Raw genomic sequence first — 17,709 nt, 5'->3', positions numbered from 1 at the left:
ATACTTGGCCTGCCGTTCCGATGCCCGGGAAAACCTTTCAAGGAAGCTGTCTATGCGCCTGAGTACCCGCGTTGCCGTGCTGTGTGTCGGACTTTTGGTCAGCCACCAGGCTGCAGCGGCCGAGTTGCCGCAACGTTGGGTCAGCGCCGGCGGCGCCTTGTCGGAGTGGGTGAGTGCGCTGGGCGGTGAGGCGAAACTGGTGGGCGTCGACACCACCAGCCAGCACCCGCAGTCCCTCACGTCCCTGCCAAGCATCGGCTATCAGCGCAGCCTGTCGGCCGAAGGTATTCTCAGCCTGCGCCCGGACATCCTGATCGGCACCGAGGAAATGGGCCCGCCGCCAGTGATCTCCCAGGTTCGCAGCGCCAAGGTGCAGGTGGAATTGTTCTCGGCTCAGCCGGATCTGCCGACACTGGAGAAAAACGTTACTCATCTGGGGCAGTTGCTGGGCGCCGAAACTCAGGCGACTCAGCTGCTGCAAAGTTATCAACAGCAACTCGATGCTCAGAAGGCACGTGTGGTTGCGGTGCAATCAAAGCAGAAAGCACCGGGCGTGTTGTTGCTGCTCGGCCATGCCGGCGGCAAACCACTGATCGCCGGCAAGGACACCGCCGCCGATTGGCTGCTGCAACAGGCGGGCGGGCATAACCTCGCGACCCACACCGGTTACAAGCCGTTTTCCGTGGAGTCACTGGCCAGTCTTGATCCTGAAGTGCTGGTGTTCGCTGACCGTGCGCTGAACGGTGAGGCGGCAAAAGCGGCGTTGTTCAAGGAAAACCCGATCCTCAATTCCAGCCGTGCGGCCAAGACCGGCCGTGTGCTGGAGCTGGATCCGACGCTGCTGGTGGGCGGGCTCGGGCCGCGTTTGCCGGCTGCGATGAAGACTCTGTCTGACGGTTTCTATCCGGCCCCGAGCGGCCAATGACCACGCTGGTCAAACCCCGTGGCTTGTTCATCGGCCTGATCCTGCTGTGTCTGCTGGCGATCTGGCTGTCGCTGGCATTGGGGCCGGTCAGCCTGCCGTTGTTCGATACCTTGCGCGCTGCATTGCGCATGATTGGTGTGCCGCTGGCGCCGGACGGGCTGGAACAGGCTGAACTGATTCTCGGGCAGATTCGTCTGCCGCGTACGTTGCTCGGGCTGGCAGTCGGCGGTGTGCTGGCGCTGTCCGGGGTGGCGATGCAGGGGCTGTTTCGTAATCCGCTGGCCGATCCAGGGTTGGTGGGCGTCTCGAGCGGCGCGGCGTTGGGCGCGGCGGTGGCGATCGTCGGTGGTTCTTTTTTTGGCGGATTGCCGGAGTGGTTCGGGCCCTATCTGCTGTCGGTTTGCGCGTTTCTCGGTGGCCTCGGCGTAACAGCGTTGGTCTATCGACTAGGCCGCCGTAATGGGCAGACCAATGTGGCGACCATGTTGCTGGCGGGGATTGCCCTGACGGCGTTGGCCAGTTCGGCGGTGGGGCTGTTTACCTATCTGGCCGACGACGCGACATTGCGCACGTTGACGTTCTGGAACCTGGGCAGCCTCAACGGCGCGAGCTATGCGCGGTTGTGGCCGCTGCTGATCATCACTGCCGGTGTTGCGCTTTGGCTTCCACGTCGGGCGAAGGCGCTCAATGCGTTGCTGCTCGGCGAATCGGAAGCCGGGCATCTGGGAATCGATGTCGAACGGCTCAAGCGCGAGTTGGTGTTTTGCACGGCGCTGGGTGTCGGTGCGGCGGTGGCGGCGGCAGGAATGATCGGTTTTGTCGGGCTGGTGGTGCCGCATCTGGTGCGCTTGCTCGCCGGGCCGGATCACCGGGTGTTGCTGCCGGCATCGGTGCTGGCCGGGCCCAGTCTGTTGCTGTTGGCGGATCTGGTTGCGCGGCTGGCGCTGGCGCCGGCGGAGCTGCCGATCGGCATCGTCACCGCGTTCATCGGTGCGCCGTTCTTCCTTTATCTGCTGCTGCGAGGGCGTGCCTGATGCTGCGTGCGCACAATCTGCACATCCGCCGTGGCCGCAAGACCGTTCTGGCCGACGTCAGCCTGCAACTCGAACCGGGCGAAGTGCTTGGCGTGCTGGGGCCCAATGGCGCCGGCAAAAGCACTTTGCTCGGCGCGTTGTGCGGTGAGCTGAGCGCACACGAAGGGGAGGTGCTGCTGGACGGTGAGGCATTGAGCCATTGGGGCGGCACTCAGCGCGCTCAGCGGCTGGCGGTGTTGCCGCAGGTATCGACCCTGGATTTTGCCTTTCGCGTTGAAGAAGTGGTCGGCATGGGGCGTCTGCCTTATCAGAGCGGGCGGGTGCGCGACGACGAAATTGTCGTTGCCGCTTTGCGGGCGGCGGATGCCGGGCATCTGAGCGGTCGCAGTTATCTGGCGCTGTCCGGCGGCGAGCGTCAACGCGTGCATCTGGCGCGAGTGCTGGCGCAACTCTGGCCGGGGCAGGCGGGGCAGACTCTGCTGCTTGATGAGCCGACCTCGATGCTTGATCCATTGCATCAACACACGACGCTGCAAGCAGTGCGCGAATTTGCCGATCGCGGCGCGGCGGTGCTGGTGATCCTGCATGATCTGAATCTGGCGGCGCGCTATTGTGATCGCATCCTGCTACTGGAAGGCGGGCGGCCGGTCGCACTGGATACGCCGCAACAGGTGTTGCGCCCGGAATCGCTGAAGGCGGTTTTCGGTCTGGAAGTGCTGGTGCAACCGCACCCGGAGCGCGGGCATCCGCTGATCATCGCCCGCTGATTTCGTCATCGAGGTGAGTGTATGCGCGGGATTTTGCTGTTGGCGGTGTTGTGGCTTGCGGGTTGCCAGCATGTTGCGGCGCCGCCGGTCGTGGGCGAGATCCGTGATCTGCGCAGCGGCGAGCATCTGACGGCGCAGCAATTACTGGCTCGGTTGAGCAGTCCATCGCAGGTGATTATTGGCGAACAGCATGACAACGCCGATCACCATGCCATTCAATTGTGGTTGTTGCAGAACCTCGAAGAAGCGCGGCCCCAAGGCAGTCTCCTGCTGGAAATGCTGACCCCCGATCAACAGTCGCGTGTCGATGACGTGCGCCATGCCGCAACGTCACCGGCCGATCTTCCTGCTGCATTGGCCTGGCAGGAGGGTTGGGACTGGAATCTCTACGGACCGATTGTGCGGTTCGCCCTGACGCAATCCTGGCCGTTGCTGGCGGCGAACCTCGATAACATCGAAATCCGTGCGTTCTATCGCGATCCTCCGGTTCTGAGCGGTGAGCGCAGCAATGCCAAATCTGTGAAAGAGACGCTGTTGGAGCAGATCGGCGATTCTCACTGCGGCTTGCTGCCGTCATCACAAATGCCGGCGATGCTGGCCGTTCAGCAACAACGGGATCGGCGCATGGCTTCGCGGTTGCTGGCAGCGCCTGCGCCTGCCTTGTTATTGGCGGGTGCGTATCACGCGCGCAAGGATGTCGGGGTGCCGCTGCATGTGCTGGATCTGGGCGCGCCGCAAGCGCCGACGGTGTTGATGCTGGCGGAGCAGGGCAGTGGGGTTACGGCGGCGATGGCTGATTATGTCTGGCTCACCTCAGCCACGCCGAAACCGGATTATTGCGCGCAGATGCGTAAGCAGTTCGGCAAGGAATGACTTTTCCACAGGCAAAAAAAGACCCGGTAAAAACCGGGTCAAATAACCGTGATTAGCCTGATGAGGAGATATCTGAGAGTCCGAACCAAGGGCTTTTCAGAATATCGACTGATCTCGCGATCAGTTGTGATAATCATAGCGATTCTCATTAACGAGTCAACTGCTGTTTTTTCATTTCTGTCGTTTTGTCCCGGCAATGGCGTAAACGCCCCGTGAACAGGGCTTCAGTTCTGGCTGTTAAATCCCGTGAGCTGCCTGTTGAGCTGGTCGATACGCCGCGCCATGCTTTCGATCAGGCTGTGGGCGATTTTCGGATTGGTGCGGGTCATGCTCAGAAACTGATCGCCGGGAATCAGCATCACCGTGCTCGCCTCCCGGGCAATCACCGTCGCATTGCGCGGTTCACCTGTGAACACAGCCATCGCGCCGAAGATCTCATCCTTGGGCACATCGCCTACCTTGTGCCCATTAACAAAGGCTTCGGCGTGTCCTTCGATAATCACGAATACATGGTCAGCGACATCGCCCTGGCGTATCAGAACGTCTCCGGCCTCGAAACGCTTGAACCCATTGGTGCTGCGAAACTCACGTGGCTTGAACTCGGCAACGGCGTGGGCCAGCAGCGCCATTTGCCCCAGCAGGTAGCGCAGAAACTGCTCCGAGCGAGATGAATCGGAATACACATGTTGAAACAAATCGCTTCGACGATAGGGCAGTAAAGTCAGCGGGTTTTCCGTGTATAGCGTGCAATCCGCCCATTCCGGCCCCTGCTGCAGGCCGATCAAATCTCCTTCATGCCAATAGAAAAGACCGCGACCGCCCAGTCGGCCAGTGATGACACCTTGCGTGAGCAAGAACAGCTGGTCGTCCGGCAAACCTGTCAGCAAATCATCCGTGGCTTCCAGTTCCAGCGTCGGCCCGCACGGCGCCAAGGCTTCGAGCCATTGCGCAGGCAAGCTCTGCAAGTGGTTGATCAATGCATCGGCCTGGGCCGATTGTTCCCCGAGCAGGTACATGGCGGTCAGTGCCCGTCAGTTCTTGTGGCGAGAGGAAATGGCTTCCAATTGCTTGTTCAGCGCATCCTTGCGTTCGGCGGGAATGTCGTTCCAGTGCACATCCATCAGCGCCCCTTCGATCGCGTACAACAACACCTTCGACGCCCGGAACCCGCGGGTACGCACGGCCCGGTAGGCATCCACCGCGCCCAGGCGACGCAAGTCGGAGGCGCTATGGATGCCCACGGCATGCAGCCATTGCGCCGACGTCTTGCCAAGATTCTTCAGGTGTTGCAGTTCATCATTCATCAAGCCTCCTTGCGACGGCCGAATGGTGCGTGGGCGAGCTTCTCAGGAGTGTAGCCATCAGTAGGAAAAGCGTGGTTGTTTGGTCGGATTCGACGCAAACGCTTCTAAGAAACGTCAGTTCTCCACTGATGAATCAGGATGGGGAGGACGAGGAGGGAATTACCAATAGCACGCAGTCCAGCGCAAAGCGGGGGCGCTGGACGGTTCAGGTTTTTAAAAGCTTCAGCGAGTGCGATAACGCAGGCGCGTACCGAAATTCATCGACATCAGGATTTCGTCGGCACTCAGCTCCGGCGGGAAGTAAGCCCCGGAAATCTGCGCGTGGGCCAGGCTCGCGCCTTCCAGCGAAGCGTTGCGAAAGTCGATGCCGCGCAGGTCGGCGGAACGGAAGTAGGCGTCCCGGAAATCCACGCCATCGGCGTTCAGTTCGCGCAGGTCGAGACCACGAAAATCACCGCCGACCATGTCGATCGGGCCATCTTTCGGCCGTTCATTGTTGAAACCTGTGATGTCGTCTTTGTGCAGCAAGGCATAAAGCGGGGTGTCGAGAAGTTTCGGCTGGCTCATGTCAAATCACCTGTTGGTTTTATGACGCCAGTATAGTGCCACTATTTGACGGCCGTGAAGCGAGCGAGGGCTTCACGGCCGAAATAGTTTCTTACAGGCCGGGCAGGCGCTGGCGGATTTGCGCCACGACGGTGTCCAGGGTGCCGGATTCATTGGTCTGCACGCGTTTGCTGCGCAGGATTTCTTCCGGAGTCAGGGCTTCGCGATTGGCCTGTTGGGCTTCGATTACGGCGAGGGTCGCGTCGGACGGATCCTTCTTGTCCGTCTGACGAATCGCCAGCCAGCTCTCGATCACTGCCTGCGGAGCATTGCAGTCGAGGATCAGGAATGGCGCGCCAGTGGCTTCGGCAACCTTGGCGGCGTTGTCGCGTTGGTCGCGCTTGAGGTAAGTGGCGTCGATCACCACCGGGAAACCGGCGTGCAGGATCACTTCGGCGATTTCATGCAGACGCGCATAGGTTGCGATGCTGGCATCGGCGCTGTAGATCCCGGCCTGAACATCATTGGCAACGGTTTGCTCGCCGAACAGACGTTTGCGCTCGACATCGGAACGCAGACGGATAGCGCCCAGCGCTTCGACCAGACGCATGGCCACGTGGCTTTTGCCTACAGCGGACACGCCGTGGGTAATCGCCATGAAGCGCGAAGGAATGGTGCTGTAGCTTTCCGCCAGGTTGGCGTAGTTGCGGTACTGGCGCAGGGTGGTGGCGCGCTGCACCGGCGTCGCATCGGCCGGCATGCTGAACAGTGCAACCTTCGCACGCACCAGGGCGCGGTAAGCCTTGTAAAAGTTCAGCACTTCCAGGCCTTGATAGTCGCCGGTCAGTTCCAGGTATTGGCTGATGAAACGACGGGCGAGGGATTTCAGGCCACGGTCTTCCAGGTCCATTGCCAGGAAACCGGTGTCGGCCCAGACGTCGGTGAAGCGGAACGGTTCGTTGAATTCGATGCAGTCGAAGATCACGACTTTGCCGTCGATCAGCGTCGCGTTGCCCAAGTGAATGTCGCCGTGGCACTCGCGAGTGAAGCCGTCGGCCTTGCGCTGGGCGAACAGCGGCTTGAGGCGATCGAAGCTGCTTTCAGCCCATGCTTGCAGAGCGTCGAGTTGCAGCAGATCGTTCTTGTCGCTGAGGAAAGGCAGGATCTGTTCGAAGTTCTGGCGCACCGGCGCCATCACGCTGTCAGGCGTGCCGGCATCGTGCTCGGTCGGGACTTTCGGCGCGTTGAGGTGGAAGCGGGCGATTTGCTCGGCCATCGCGTCGATGTGCGCAGTGGTCAGCTCGCCGTTGGCTTGCAGGGTGCTGAGCAGGCCGGTCTGCGGGAACTGGCGCATTTTCAGCACGTATTCGATGGCCGGGCCTTCGCCACCCAATTGCGGGGCTTCGGCGCTGCCGGTCACTGGAATCACTTCCAGATACAAATCTTCGGTCAGGCGCTGGTTCAGGCGCAGCTCTTCACCGCAGAAGTGCTCACGTGATTCGAGGCTGGTGAAGTCGAGGAAACCGAAATTCACCGGTTTCTTCACTTTATAAGCGTAGGGACCGGTGAGCAGCACCCACGAAATATGGGTTTCGATGACCTGGAACCCTTCGACGGGATGCGGGTAGAGGGCCGGGTTTTGCAGGGCAGCGATCAGGGACTGGCTCACGGACGATCCTTCAGAGACTGGGGGAAATTCAAGGCGCTCATTATGGCCGCTCGCCAGCCCGACGCAAACCTCGGAGCGCTCCTGTTGAGTATGAATAAAGTGCGTATAATCCGCCGCCATGACTCGTACTCGATCCCCCCGTACCCCTAAAAAACCAGCTTCCCGGGGCCTGCGCCCATGGTTGGGCTGGGCCCTTAAACTCAGTCTGGTCGGCCTTGTGGTGCTGGCCGGCTTCGCCGTTTACCTCGATGCCGTGGTGCAGGAGAAGTTCTCCGGCAAGCGCTGGACCATCCCGGCCAAGGTGTATGCGCGCCCGCTTGAGCTGTTCGTCGGACAAAAGCTGAGCAAGGACGATTTCCTCACCGAACTCGATGCCCTGGGCTATCGCCGCGAAGCCGTGAGCAACGGTCCCGGCGCGGCGGCGGTCAATGGCAACACGGTTGATCTGAATACCCGTGGCTTCCAGTTCTATGAAGGCCTCGAGAAACCGCAGCCGGTGCGCGTGCGTTTCTCCGGCGATTACGTGGCCGAACTCTCGGCGACCAACGGTTCGAAGCTCTCCGTGGTACGCCTGGAGCCGCTGATGATCGGCGGTATCTACCCGAAAAATCTTGAAGACCGGATTCTGATCAAGCTCGATCAGGTGCCGCCGTACCTGCTGGAAACCCTGGTCGCCGTGGAAGACCGGGATTTCTACAGCCACTGGGGCGTATCGCCGAAATCGATTGCCCGCGCAGTCTGGGTCAACACCTCTGGCGGCAAGATGACCCAGGGCGGCAGTACGCTGACCCAGCAACTGGTCAAGAACTTCTACCTCACCAACGAACGCAGCCTGACCCGCAAGCTCACCGAAGCGATGATGGCGATGCTGCTCGAGCTGCATTACGACAAAAAGGAAATCCTCGAGGCTTACCTCAACGAAGTCTTTGTCGGTCAGGACGGTCAGCGAGCGGTGCACGGTTTCGGTCTGGCCAGCCAGTTTTTCTTTGCCCAGCCTTTGTCTGAGCTGAAGCTGCACCAGGTCGCGCTGTTGGTCGGGATGGTCAAAGGTCCGTCCTATTACAACCCGCGCCGCAATCCGGAGCGGGCGCTGGAGCGACGCAATCTGGTGCTCGATGTGCTTGAGCAGCAGGGTGTCGCCTCCGCCGAGCAGGTGGCTGCCGCGAAGAAAATGCCGCTGGGCGTAACCACGCGCGGCAAGCTGGCCGACAGTTCGTTTCCGGGCTTCATCGATCTGGTCAAACGCCAGTTGCGTGAAGACTACCGCGACGAAGACTTGACCGAAGAAGGCCTGCGGATTTTCACCAGCTTCGATCCGATCCTGCAAATGAAGGCCGAAGCGTCGGTCAACGACACTTTCAAGCGCCTGTCCGGTCGCAAGGGTTCCGACGACGTGGAAGCGGCGATGGTCGTGACCAATCCGGAAACCGGTGAAGTCCAGGCCATGATCGGCAGCCGTCAGGCGAGTTTTGCCGGCTTCAACCGGGCACTGGATGCGGTGCGGCCGATTGGCTCGCTGATCAAGCCGGCGGTTTATCTGACGGCGCTGGAGAAGCCGAGCCAGTACACGTTGACCAGTTGGCTTTCGGACGAGCCGCTTTCAATCAAGGGTGCGGATGGTCAGGTCTGGAAACCGCAGAACTATGACCGTCGCTCCCACGGTACGGTGTTCCTGTATCAGGGGCTGGCACATTCCTACAACCTGTCGACCTCGCGTCTCGGTCTGGCGGTTGGCGTTCCGAATGTCCTCAAGACGCTGAGTCGCCTGGGCGTGACCCGCGAGTTTCCGGCGTTCCCTTCGATGCTGCTCGGTGCGGGCGGCATGACCCCGATTGAAGTCGCGACCATGTACCAGACGCTGGCCAACGGTGGTTTCAATACGCCGATGCGCGGGATTCGCAGCGTGCTGACTGCTGACGGCGAACCGCTCAAGCGTTATCCGTTCCAGATCGAGCAGCGCTTCGATCCGGCCTCTATCTACCTGATCCAGAACGCCATGCAGCGGGTCATGCGTGAAGGTACTGGCAGTTCGGTTTATAACGTGTTGCCAAGAACCCTGACACTGGCGGGCAAGACCGGCACCAGTAACGATTCGCGCGACAGCTGGTTCGCCGGCTTCAGCCAGGATCTGCTGGCGGTGGTCTGGCTCGGCCGCGACGACAACGGCAAGACGCCGTTCACCGGGGCCACCGGTGCGTTGCAGGTCTGGACCAGTTTCATGCGCAAGGCCGATCCGCTGCCGCTGGACATGCCGCAGCCGGATAACGTGGTGCAGGCCTGGGTCGATTCGCGTACCGGCCAAGGCTCCGATGCCAACTGTCCGGGCGCCGTGCAGATGCCGTATATTCGCGGCAGCGAACCGCCACCCGGCGCCTCTTGCGCGAGCGAAAGCCCGGCCTCGGGCGAGTCGGTGATGGATTGGGTCAAGGGCTGGATGAATTAAGCAAAGAGGGTTTCAAGTGAACAAGTGGTTGATTCCAGCGGTGACCGCCGTGGCTTTGCTCAGCGGCTGCTCCACCGTACAGCGTGGTTCGATTCCTGTCGTGGACTCCGGCACCGCCGTGTCCAACAGCGAGCGCATTTCGGCCAATGGCGGTTTCCGTCAAACGACGGTGAAACGTCCTGCACAGGCCCAGACCCAGGCGATCCCGCAAGGCGATACCGGTGTGGTGGTGATGGTGCCGGGCGGCGCAGCGGCTTCGGCGCCGATCAGCACTTCGCCGATCGTTCCGGGCCCGGCGTCCGGCGGCATCACGCCGGGGCCGTATAACCCGTCGGCGGTCGAGTCGGCGCCGATCAGCTCCGGCAGCTACAGCATGCCTTCGACGCCGAGCGGCATCCCTTCGGCCAGCAGCAGCGGCGGTGGTCTGTCTGCTGATGAACAACTGGATGGCCCGGTTCTCGCCCTGTTGACCACTGCGCAACAGCAGCAGGCCGGTGGCGACCTCAACGGCGCGTCCTCCAGCCTCGAGCGTGCGCAGCGTGTGGCACCGCGCGAGCCGCAAGTGCTTTACCGTCTGGCGCAGGTGCGCATGGCCCAGGGCGATGCGCCACAAGCCGAGCAGACCGCTCGTCGCGCACTGACCATGGCCAATGGTCGTCCGGACTTGCAGGCCAGTCTGTGGGAATTGATCGCTCAGGCGCGTGAGAAACAAGGTGATTCCGCCGGCGCCACTCTGGCCCGTCAGAAGGCCAAGGTTTCGCTGTGATGGACAGTCGTTTCTCCAAAGTCGCCGATCAATTGCTGTTGATCGAGCGCGAACTGCGCGCCCAGGGCTGGTGGGATGACGTCCAGCCCTCGGTCGAAGCCCTGAGCAGCGTCGAGCCGTTTTCGGTCGACACGCTTGATTTCGAGCAGTGGCTGCAATGGATCTTCCTGCCGCGGATGAAGATGATCCTCGAACAGGATCTGCCGTTGCCCAATGCTTCGGGCATTCAGGAAATGGCCGAGATGGTTTTTGCCCAACGCAACCTGCAGGGCAAGGATCGGCAGCTTCAGGTGTTGCTCAAAGAGTTCGACCTGCTGATCACCGCTTCACGCTGAGCCGGGAGCTGCCAGTCGTCACTGGCAGTTTTCCGCTATCTGTTTCTTTGCCTCTTCAGTACGCTGCTGGCGCTGGTCGTCGCTCAGCCGCCGCAGTTCTCCCTCCACCTCCTCCCTCAAGCGCGGATTGTTCTGCAGTTGCGCGAGATTCGTGCGCGCCTGTTCGCAAAATGCCTTGAGTTGATTCTGTTGTTCGGCCACTTGCTTCTTGACCTTGTCATCGATGGCTTTCTGATCGCCCAGCGCGCCGCTGCCAGGTAATGCGGCAGGTATTGGTGCGGGAGAGGAGGGCGTCTTAACGGCGGTGGACGACTGCCCTTGTGGTGGCTGTTGATCGAAATGGGTGACGCCTTGGGCGTCGACCCATTTGTAGATCTGAGCGGCCATGCACCATGGGCTGGCGCCGATTAGCAGAGTTAAGAGAAGCGTTCGCATGCTGATTCCTTGGCAAAACTGCGCAATTGAAGCTAACAGAGTAGCGGTTTCCAGGTTTTTTCTTGCGTTCTCATGTGCTTACCCACAATTAAGCACATAGACGGCTTGACTTGCAGAGGGCGAAACAGAAGAATCCAAAGTCCGCTGTACAGGGACTGCCAGAAGCAGACCCTCTCGGCAGATCATGAGGCGCATATCCGCGTCGACCTGTTACACCCGCAACGCGTTACCTCGCGCTGGGTGGGAAAGGCCCGCAACACTTGGGACGATCCCAATACTTGCTCAGTCAGTGCTGACGTAGTCGGCGACCACCGTCGCTCATGCTCTGCCGAGAAGTAAACCTATTAAGACCCGTTCGCCTTTTTGTGGACGGTATTCTGGCGTTTTAGAGGTGAACAACGTGGAGCTTTTATCTGGCGGTGAGATGCTCGTCCGCTTTTTGCGTGACGAAGGCGTCAAATATATCTACGGGTACCCGGGTGGTGCTCTCCTTCATGTTTACGATGCCCTGTTCAAAGAACCGGAAGTGACCCACATCCTGGTTCGTCACGAACAAGCGGCTACCCATATGGCTGACGGCTACGCCCGTGCCACCGGTAAAGCCGGCGTGGTATTGGTGACTTCCGGTCCAGGCGCCACAAACGCCATCACCGGTATCGCCACTGCCTATATGGATTCGATTCCAATGGTGATCATTTCCGGTCAGGTGCCAAGCACCATGGTCGGCACCGATGCGTTCCAGGAAACCGACATGATCGGTATCTCCCGGCCGATCGTGAAGCACAGCTTCATGATCAAGCACGCCTCGGAAATCCCGGAAGTCATGAAGAAGGCCTTCTACCTGGCGCAATCCGGTCGTCCGGGCCCGGTCGTGGTCGATATTCCGAAAGACATGACCAACCCGGCCGAGAAGTTCGAATACATCTTCCCGAAGAAAGCCAAACTGCGTTCCTACAGCCCGGCCGTTCGCGGTCACTCCGGACAAATCCGCAAGGCGGCAGAAATGCTCCTGGCGGCCAAGCGTCCCGTGCTGTACTCCGGCGGTGGTGTGATTCTCGGCAACGGCTCCGCGCCGCTGACCGAACTGGCGCAAATGCTCAACCTGCCGGTTACCAATACCTTGATGGGCCTGGGTGCCTATCCTGGCACTGACCGTCAGTTCATCGGCATGCTCGGCATGCACGGCAGCTACACCGCGAACCTGGCGATGCACCATGCCGACGTGATCCTGGCGGTCGGTGCGCGTTTCGACGATCGCGTGATCAACGGCGCGCCGAAGTTCTGCCCGAACGCCAAGATCATTCACATCGACATCGACCCGGCTTCGATTTCCAAGACCATCAAGGCCGACGTGCCAATCGTTGGTCCGGTGGACAGCGTCCTGACTGAAATGGTCGCGATCCTCAAGGAAATCGGCGAAACCCCGAACAAGGAAGCGGTCGCCAGCTGGTGGAAGCAGGTTGACGAGTGGCGCGGTGATCGCGGCCTGTTCCCTTACGACAAGGGCGACGGCAGCAAGATCAAGCCACAGACCGTAATCGAAACCCTGTGCGAAGTGACCAAGGGCGACGCCTTTGTGACTTCCGACGTGGGCCAGCACCAGATGTTTGCTGCGCAGTACTACAAGTTCAACAAGCCGAACCGCTGGATCAACTCCGGTGGCCTGGGCACGATGGGCTTCGGTCTGCCGGCCGCGATGGGTATCGCTTTGAGCTTCCCCGACACCGATGTTGCGTGCGTCACCGGTGAAGGCAGTATCCAGATGAATATCCAGGAGCTGTCGACCTGCCTGCAATACGGTTTGCCGGTCAAGATCGTCATCCTGAACAACGGTGTTCTGGGCATGGTTCGTCAGTGGCAGGACATGAGTTACGGCAGCCGTCACTCCCACTCCTACATGGAATCCTTGCCTGACTTCGTCAAGCTGGCTGAAGCCTATGGCCACGTCGGCGTACGCATCACCGAATCGAAAGATTTGAAGTCGAAGATGGAAGAGGCGTTCGCCATGAAAGATCGCCTGGTCGTGATCGACATTTCGGTCGACACCAGCGAGCACGTCTATCCGATGCAGATCAAAGACGGCTCGATGCGCGATATGTGGCTGAGCAAGACGGAGCGTACCTAATCATGCGGCACATTATTTCCTTGCTTCTGGAAAACGAACCCGGTGCTTTGTCTCGCGTAGTCGGCCTGTTCTCGCAGCGCAACTACAACATCGAAAGCCTGACCGTGGCGCCAACCGAAGACCCGACCCTGTCGCGTCTGACGCTGACCACCGTCGGTCACGATGAAATCATCGAGCAGATCACCAAAAACCTGAACAAGCTGATCGAAGTGGTCAAGCTGGTGGACCTGTCGGAAAGCGCTCACATCGAGCGCGAACTGATGCTGGTCAAGGTCAAGGCCACTGGCGCCCAGCGCGCCGAGATCAAACGCACCACCGATATCTACCGTGGACAGATCGTCGACGTCAGCGCCAGCGTGTATACCGTTCAACTGACCGGTACCAGCGACAAGCTCGACAGCTTCATTCAGTCCATCGGCACCGCATCGATTCTGGAGACCGTCCGCAGTGGCGTCACCGGTATTGCCCGCGGCGACAAAGTACTCAGCATCTAAACCAAATTAGCGAATGGCCTGAACGGCCTGGATATAAAGGGGAAATTCATGAAAGTTTTCTACGATAAAGACTGCGACCTGTCGATCATCCAGGGCAAGAAAGTTGCCATCATCGGTTACGGCTCCCAGGGCCACGCCCAGGCGTGCAACCTGAAAGATTCCGGTGTCGACGTTACCGTCGGTCTGCGTAAAGGTTCGGCTACCGTTGCCAAGGCTGAAGCCCACGGCCTGAAAGTGACCGATGTGGCTGCCGCTGTTGCCGGTGCCGACCTGGTCATGATCCTGACCCCGGACGAGTTCCAGTCCCAGCTGTACAAGAACGAAATCGAGCCGAACATCAAGAAAGGCGCCACCCTGGCCTTCTCCCACGGCTTCGCGATTCACTACAACCAGGTTGTTCCGCGTGCCGACCTCGACGTGATCATGATCGCGCCGAAAGCCCCGGGCCATACCGTACGTTCCGAGTTCGTGAAGGGCGGCGGTATCCCTGACCTGATCGCGATCTACCAGGACGCCTCGGGCAACGCCAAGAACGTCGCGCTGTCCTACGCCGCCGGCGTGGGTGGCGGTCGTACCGGCATCATCGAAACCACCTTCAAGGACGAGACCGAAACCGACCTGTTCGGCGAACAAGCCGTTCTGTGCGGCGGTACCGTTGAACTGGTAAAAGCCGGTTTCGAAACTCTGGTTGAAGCTGGCTACGCGCCGGAAATGGCCTACTTCGAGTGCCTGCACGAACTGAAGCTGATCGTTGACCTCATGTACGAGGGCGGTATCGCCAACATGAACTACTCGATCTCCAACAACGCTGAGTACGGCGAATACGTGACTGGTCCGGAAGTGATCAACGCCGAATCCCGTCAGGCCATGCGCAACGCCCTGAAACGTATTCAGGACGGCGAATACGCCAAAATGTTCATCAGCGAAGGCGCAACCGGCTACCCTTCGATGACCGCCAAGCGTCGTAACAACGCCGCTCACGGTATCGAAATCATCGGCGAGCAGCTGCGCTCCATGATGCCGTGGATCGGTGCCAACAAGATCGTCGACAAAGCCAAAAACTAAGTCGTCGAACCTTGTATGAAAAAACGCGGCCTCGGCCGCGTTTTTTCGTATGGGCGGGCGGTTCTGGTATAAAGCTGCATCGTTTGTGGCCGAACCGTCGTCCCAGACACCTGTCGAAAATGTCCAATCCGTTGCAAGGTACTGTCCATGAGCGAACGTCCCGAAGAGCCGAACCAGGCTTCAGACGCCGAAAGCCTGCTGCCCATCGATGAGCACATCGAAGAAGGGCATGACGCAGAAGGCCGTAAAGTCCGGCATCGCGGTATCTATCTTCTGCCGAATCTGTTCACCACTGCGAATCTGTTCGCGGGGTTCTATTCCATCATCAACTCGATGAGTGCCCAGGCTGCCTTGAGTGCCGGGGACGCGGCGAATGCGAGCAAGTATTTCGCCTTTGCCGCCATCGCGATTTTCGTCGCCATGGTGCTCGACGGCCTTGATGGTCGCGTGGCACGCATGACGAATACCCAAAGTGCGTTCGGTGCCGAGTACGACTCGTTGTCGGACATGGTTGCTTTCGGTGTCGCGCCGGCGCTTCTGGCTTTCGGCTGGGCACTGGGTGACATGGGCAAGGTCGGCTGGATGGTTGCCTTCATCTATGTGGCGGGTGCGGCGTTGCGTCTGGCGCGTTTCAACACTCAGGTGGGGACCGCCGACAAGCGCTACTTCATCGGTCTTGCCAGCCCGGCGGCTGCCGGTGTGGTTGCGGGGATTGTCTGGGCGTTCAGCGATTACGGGATCCAGGGTTCGAAGATGTCATTCCTGGTTGCGCTGATGGTGGCCGCCGCCGGCATGCTGATGGTCAGCAACATCAAGTACAACAGCTTCAAGGAGCTGGATCTGAAGGGGCGCGTGCCTTTCGTGGCGATTCTGGCGGTGGTGCTGGTGTTTGCCGTGGTGTTCAGCGATCCGCCTCGCATTCTGCTGCTGGTGTTCCTCGCTTATGCCGCGTCGGGCCCGGTGCAGTATCTGTTGCATCTTCGTCGTCACAAACACGCCGAGTGATGTAATTTCCCTCATACTCCGCAGTCTATGGTGCATCTGTCCTCCAAAGCTGCGGAGTTGCCATGCTGATCAAAGTCCCCAAAGCGTCCGACTGCCATGAGTCGGACGTCACGCCTGAATCCATTTATCTCTCTCGCCGACAATTGCTCGGAGCAACTGCGGCCGGGTTGGCCATGAGCAGTCTGCCGCGCTGGGCCAGTGCCGAAGAGGCCGCCCGCTATGCCGATGTCGAAGCCGGAAAGGCGCCCGCCTGGTTTGCCGAGAAACTGCCTTCTGTCAAATGGGGAGCGGTGAACGTCAAGGATGAGGCGATCACACCTTTCAAAGACGCGACCCATTACAACAACTTCTATGAATTCGGTACCGACAAGGGCGACCCGGCGGCCAATGCCGGGTCGTTGAAAACCGAACCGTGGAGTGTTGTCGTGGACGGGGAGGTGGGTAAGCCGGGGCGTTATGCTCTGGAAGACTTCATGAAACCTTACCAGCTGGAAGAGCGCATCTACCGTCTTCGTTGTGTCGAAGCGTGGTCGATGGTGATTCCCTGGATCGGTTTCCCCATCTCGGCGTTGTTGAAGCAGGTAGAGCCCACTTCCAATGCCAAATACATTCGCTTCGAAACCTTGCAGGATCCCAAGAGCATGCCCGGACAGCGTTCGGGATTTGCCCTGATCGACTGGCCCTATGTTGAAGGTTTGCGCCTGGATGAGGCGATGAATCCCTTGGCGATTCTTGCGGTAGGTATGTATGGCCGCGAATTGCCAAATCAGAATGGTGCGCCTTTGCGTCTGGTGGTGCCCTGGAAGTACGGATTCAAGAGCGTCAAATCCATCGTGCGGATCAGTCTGGTCAGCGAGCAGCCAAAGACGACCTGGCAGAGCATTGCGGCGGATGAGTACGGGTTTTATGCGAATGTGAACCCTACGGTCGACCATCCACGTTGGACCCAGGCGCGGGAGAGGCGGTTGCCCAACAGCCTGTTCAAGCCGAATGTGCGTGATACGCAGATGTTCAACGGCTATGCGGACGAGGTCGCTTCTTTATATACAGGGCTCGATCTGCGGAAGAACTATTGATGCGATATCCGATCTGGCGCGTAGGTGTTTTCCTGGCTGCGGCGATCTGGCCGCTGTTCTGGTTCTATCAGGCTTTTGCGGATCTGCTTGGACCCGATCCGGGGAAAGTCCTGGTTGATCGGCTAGGGCTTGGGACATTGGTATTGCTGTTGATCACCCTGAGTATGACGCCGCTGCAGAAACTTACGGGGTGGGCCGGGTGGATTGCCGTGCGCCGTCAGTTGGGGCTCTGGTGTTTTGCCTATGTGGTTCTGCATCTTTGCAGCTATATGGCGTTCATTCTCGGTTTCGACTGGTCGCAACTGGGTGTCGAGCTGCGCAAGCGTCCCTACATCATTGTGGGTGCTCTGGGTTTTCTGGGATTGTTGGCATTGGCGGTTACCTCCAACCGATACAGCCAGCGCCGTTTAGGTACCCGCTGGAAGAAGCTGCACCGGTTGGTGTATGTGATTCTCGGGTTGGGATTGCTGCATATGTTGTGGATCGTGCGCGCCGATCTTAAGGAGTGGGCAGTCTATGCCTTTATAGGTGTTTTCCTTTTGGCGCTGCGGATTCCTCCCTTGACCCGCCGGATCCCGCGTTTGATGGGTAAAAAGCAGGTTTTTCAGGAAAAGCGAAATTAAGTGTTGACGGCAGATTCTGAGTCTCTATAATTCGCCCCACTTCCGGCGCAGTCGAAACGGAAAACTCCTTGAGATTCAATGAGTTAAGTAAGTTTCGATAGTGGATCGCTTCAGTTCATCGAAGTCTGGAAGGAGTTGGAAATGCCGGTTTTCTGGTGCTTTCAACGGTTCGATCTTCTCGGTCGAAAGCGGAGAAAAAGAGGTGTTGACAGCAGCGTGTAACG

At 59.5% G+C, this 17,709-nt stretch carries 18 protein-coding genes; 13 read left to right on the top strand and 5 right to left on the bottom strand.

Going from position 1 to position 17,709, the window contains the following annotated elements:
* Positions 1-52 precede the first annotated feature (52 nt).
* From CAF80_RS24110 to CAF80_RS24095, 4 genes are read left to right on the top strand one after another with little or no spacing between them, the layout of a single operon-like run.
* Positions 53-925, top strand: a complete 873-nt coding sequence (locus CAF80_RS24110) for a hemin ABC transporter substrate-binding protein (protein WP_074691456.1) — start codon at positions 53-55, stop codon at positions 923-925.
* A gap of 50 nt (positions 926-975) precedes the next feature.
* Positions 976-1,959, top strand: a complete 984-nt coding sequence (locus CAF80_RS24105) for an iron ABC transporter permease (protein WP_170844944.1) — start codon at positions 976-978, stop codon at positions 1,957-1,959.
* Positions 1,959-2,726: a heme ABC transporter ATP-binding protein gene (locus CAF80_RS24100; protein WP_074691452.1), complete on the top strand. Its 768-nt coding sequence runs from the start codon at positions 1,959-1,961 to the stop codon at positions 2,724-2,726. The genes CAF80_RS24105 and CAF80_RS24100 overlap by 1 nt, the downstream gene beginning before the upstream one ends.
* 21 nt (positions 2,727-2,747) lie before the next feature.
* Positions 2,748-3,599: a ChaN family lipoprotein gene (locus CAF80_RS24095; RefSeq protein WP_074691450.1), complete on the top strand. Its 852-nt coding sequence runs from the start codon at positions 2,748-2,750 to the stop codon at positions 3,597-3,599.
* A 224-nt stretch (positions 3,600-3,823) separates the two neighbouring features.
* Here the strand turns inward: CAF80_RS24095 and CAF80_RS24090 are convergent, their stop codons facing one another.
* From CAF80_RS24090 to CAF80_RS24075, 4 genes are all read right to left on the bottom strand, one after another.
* Positions 3,824-4,615 carry a Crp/Fnr family transcriptional regulator gene (locus tag CAF80_RS24090; protein WP_074691448.1) on the bottom strand — a complete coding sequence of 264 codons (792 nt, stop codon included), beginning with the start codon at positions 4,613-4,615 and terminating at the stop codon, positions 3,824-3,826.
* A 15-nt stretch (positions 4,616-4,630) separates the two neighbouring features.
* Entirely contained in the window at positions 4,631-4,903 is a 273-nt protein-coding gene (locus tag CAF80_RS24085) for a TfoX/Sxy family protein (protein WP_003228231.1), read from the bottom strand.
* Positions 4,904-5,125: 222 nt separating this feature from the next.
* The gene (locus tag CAF80_RS24080) at positions 5,126-5,470 is read right to left on the bottom strand and encodes a pentapeptide repeat-containing protein (RefSeq protein WP_007959639.1); all 345 of its coding nucleotides are present in this window, start codon (positions 5,468-5,470) and stop codon (positions 5,126-5,128) included.
* Between the two features lie 91 nt (positions 5,471-5,561).
* Positions 5,562-7,118, bottom strand: coding sequence for a bifunctional aminoglycoside phosphotransferase/ATP-binding protein (locus CAF80_RS24075; protein ID WP_074691446.1), 1,557 nt, complete (start codon positions 7,116-7,118; stop codon positions 5,562-5,564).
* 118 nt (positions 7,119-7,236) lie between these two features.
* Between CAF80_RS24075 and mrcB the strand changes: the two genes are divergently transcribed.
* From mrcB to CAF80_RS24060, 3 genes are read left to right on the top strand one after another with little or no spacing between them, the layout of a single operon-like run.
* Complete coding sequence (mrcB, locus tag CAF80_RS24070) at positions 7,237-9,561, top strand: penicillin-binding protein 1B (RefSeq protein WP_074691444.1); 2,325 nt, start codon at positions 7,237-7,239, stop codon at positions 9,559-9,561.
* Positions 9,562-9,577: 16 nt separating this feature from the next.
* Positions 9,578-10,327 carry a lipoprotein gene (locus CAF80_RS24065; protein WP_039771613.1) on the top strand — a complete coding sequence of 250 codons (750 nt, stop codon included), beginning with the start codon at positions 9,578-9,580 and terminating at the stop codon, positions 10,325-10,327.
* A complete protein-coding gene (locus CAF80_RS24060; RefSeq protein ID WP_064599443.1) occupies positions 10,327-10,662 on the top strand; it encodes a YqcC family protein in 336 nt (111 codons plus the stop codon). The genes CAF80_RS24065 and CAF80_RS24060 overlap by 1 nt, the downstream gene beginning before the upstream one ends.
* A gap of 18 nt (positions 10,663-10,680) precedes the next feature.
* Here CAF80_RS24060 and CAF80_RS24055 read toward each other — a convergent pair whose 3' ends face one another.
* A complete protein-coding gene (locus tag CAF80_RS24055; protein WP_039771610.1) occupies positions 10,681-11,097 on the bottom strand; it encodes a DUF4124 domain-containing protein in 417 nt (138 codons plus the stop codon).
* Between the two features lie 400 nt (positions 11,098-11,497).
* Between CAF80_RS24055 and CAF80_RS24050 the strand changes: the two genes are divergently transcribed.
* The 6 genes from CAF80_RS24050 to msrQ all read left to right on the top strand — a co-directional run bounded on the left by CAF80_RS24050 (position 11,498) and on the right by msrQ (position 17,485).
* Positions 11,498-13,222 (top strand): acetolactate synthase 3 large subunit, encoded by a 1,725-nt coding sequence (locus CAF80_RS24050; RefSeq protein WP_039771990.1) that lies wholly within the window; start codon positions 11,498-11,500, stop codon positions 13,220-13,222.
* Positions 13,223-13,224: 2 nt separating this feature from the next.
* Positions 13,225-13,716 carry an acetolactate synthase small subunit gene (gene ilvN / locus CAF80_RS24045; protein ID WP_003205610.1) on the top strand — a complete coding sequence of 164 codons (492 nt, stop codon included), beginning with the start codon at positions 13,225-13,227 and terminating at the stop codon, positions 13,714-13,716.
* 48 nt (positions 13,717-13,764) lie between these two features.
* On the top strand, positions 13,765-14,781 hold the full coding sequence (gene ilvC / locus CAF80_RS24040; protein WP_007959661.1) for a ketol-acid reductoisomerase: 1,017 nt from the start codon (positions 13,765-13,767) through the stop codon (positions 14,779-14,781).
* Positions 14,782-14,928: 147 nt separating this feature from the next.
* The gene (pssA, locus tag CAF80_RS24035) at positions 14,929-15,786 is read left to right on the top strand and encodes a CDP-diacylglycerol--serine O-phosphatidyltransferase (RefSeq protein WP_039771608.1); all 858 of its coding nucleotides are present in this window, start codon (positions 14,929-14,931) and stop codon (positions 15,784-15,786) included.
* Positions 15,787-15,848: 62 nt separating this feature from the next.
* Positions 15,849-16,862, top strand: a complete 1,014-nt coding sequence (msrP, locus tag CAF80_RS24030; RefSeq protein WP_039771607.1) for a protein-methionine-sulfoxide reductase catalytic subunit MsrP — start codon at positions 15,849-15,851, stop codon at positions 16,860-16,862.
* Positions 16,862-17,485: a protein-methionine-sulfoxide reductase heme-binding subunit MsrQ gene (gene msrQ / locus CAF80_RS24025; RefSeq protein WP_039771606.1), complete on the top strand. Its 624-nt coding sequence runs from the start codon at positions 16,862-16,864 to the stop codon at positions 17,483-17,485. The genes msrP and msrQ overlap by 1 nt, the downstream gene beginning before the upstream one ends.
* Positions 17,486-17,709 lie beyond the last annotated feature (224 nt).

This window comes from Pseudomonas sp. B34(2017), assembly GCF_002112915.1.
GTDB lineage: Bacteria > Pseudomonadota > Gammaproteobacteria > Pseudomonadales > Pseudomonadaceae > Aquipseudomonas > Aquipseudomonas pharyngis.
This window is presented reverse-complemented; position numbering and strand designations above follow the sequence as displayed.

Bases quoted from the DNA above. Each gene is read 5' to 3' on its own strand.
- CAF80_RS24110 (WP_074691456.1), top strand. From the start codon at position 53: ATGCGCCTGAGTACCCGCGTTGCCGTGCTGTGTGTCGGACTTTTGGTC.
- CAF80_RS24100 (WP_074691452.1), top strand. From the start codon at position 1,959: ATGCTGCGTGCGCACAATCTGCACATCCGCCGTGGCCGCAAGACCGTT.
- CAF80_RS24095 (WP_074691450.1), top strand. From the start codon at position 2,748: ATGCGCGGGATTTTGCTGTTGGCGGTGTTGTGGCTTGCGGGTTGCCAG.
- CAF80_RS24090 (WP_074691448.1), bottom strand. From the start codon at position 4,615: ATGTACCTGCTCGGGGAACAATCGGCCCAGGCCGATGCATTGATCAAC.
- CAF80_RS24085 (WP_003228231.1), bottom strand. From the start codon at position 4,903: ATGAATGATGAACTGCAACACCTGAAGAATCTTGGCAAGACGTCGGCG.
- CAF80_RS24080 (WP_007959639.1), bottom strand. From the start codon at position 5,470: ATGAGCCAGCCGAAACTTCTCGACACCCCGCTTTATGCCTTGCTGCAC.
- mrcB (WP_074691444.1), top strand. From the start codon at position 7,237: ATGACTCGTACTCGATCCCCCCGTACCCCTAAAAAACCAGCTTCCCGG.
- CAF80_RS24060 (WP_064599443.1), top strand. From the start codon at position 10,327: ATGGACAGTCGTTTCTCCAAAGTCGCCGATCAATTGCTGTTGATCGAG.
- CAF80_RS24055 (WP_039771610.1), bottom strand. From the start codon at position 11,097: ATGCGAACGCTTCTCTTAACTCTGCTAATCGGCGCCAGCCCATGGTGC.
- ilvN (WP_003205610.1), top strand. From the start codon at position 13,225: ATGCGGCACATTATTTCCTTGCTTCTGGAAAACGAACCCGGTGCTTTG.
- ilvC (WP_007959661.1), top strand. From the start codon at position 13,765: ATGAAAGTTTTCTACGATAAAGACTGCGACCTGTCGATCATCCAGGGC.
- pssA (WP_039771608.1), top strand. From the start codon at position 14,929: ATGAGCGAACGTCCCGAAGAGCCGAACCAGGCTTCAGACGCCGAAAGC.
- msrP (WP_039771607.1), top strand. From the start codon at position 15,849: ATGCTGATCAAAGTCCCCAAAGCGTCCGACTGCCATGAGTCGGACGTC.
- msrQ (WP_039771606.1), top strand. From the start codon at position 16,862: ATGCGATATCCGATCTGGCGCGTAGGTGTTTTCCTGGCTGCGGCGATC.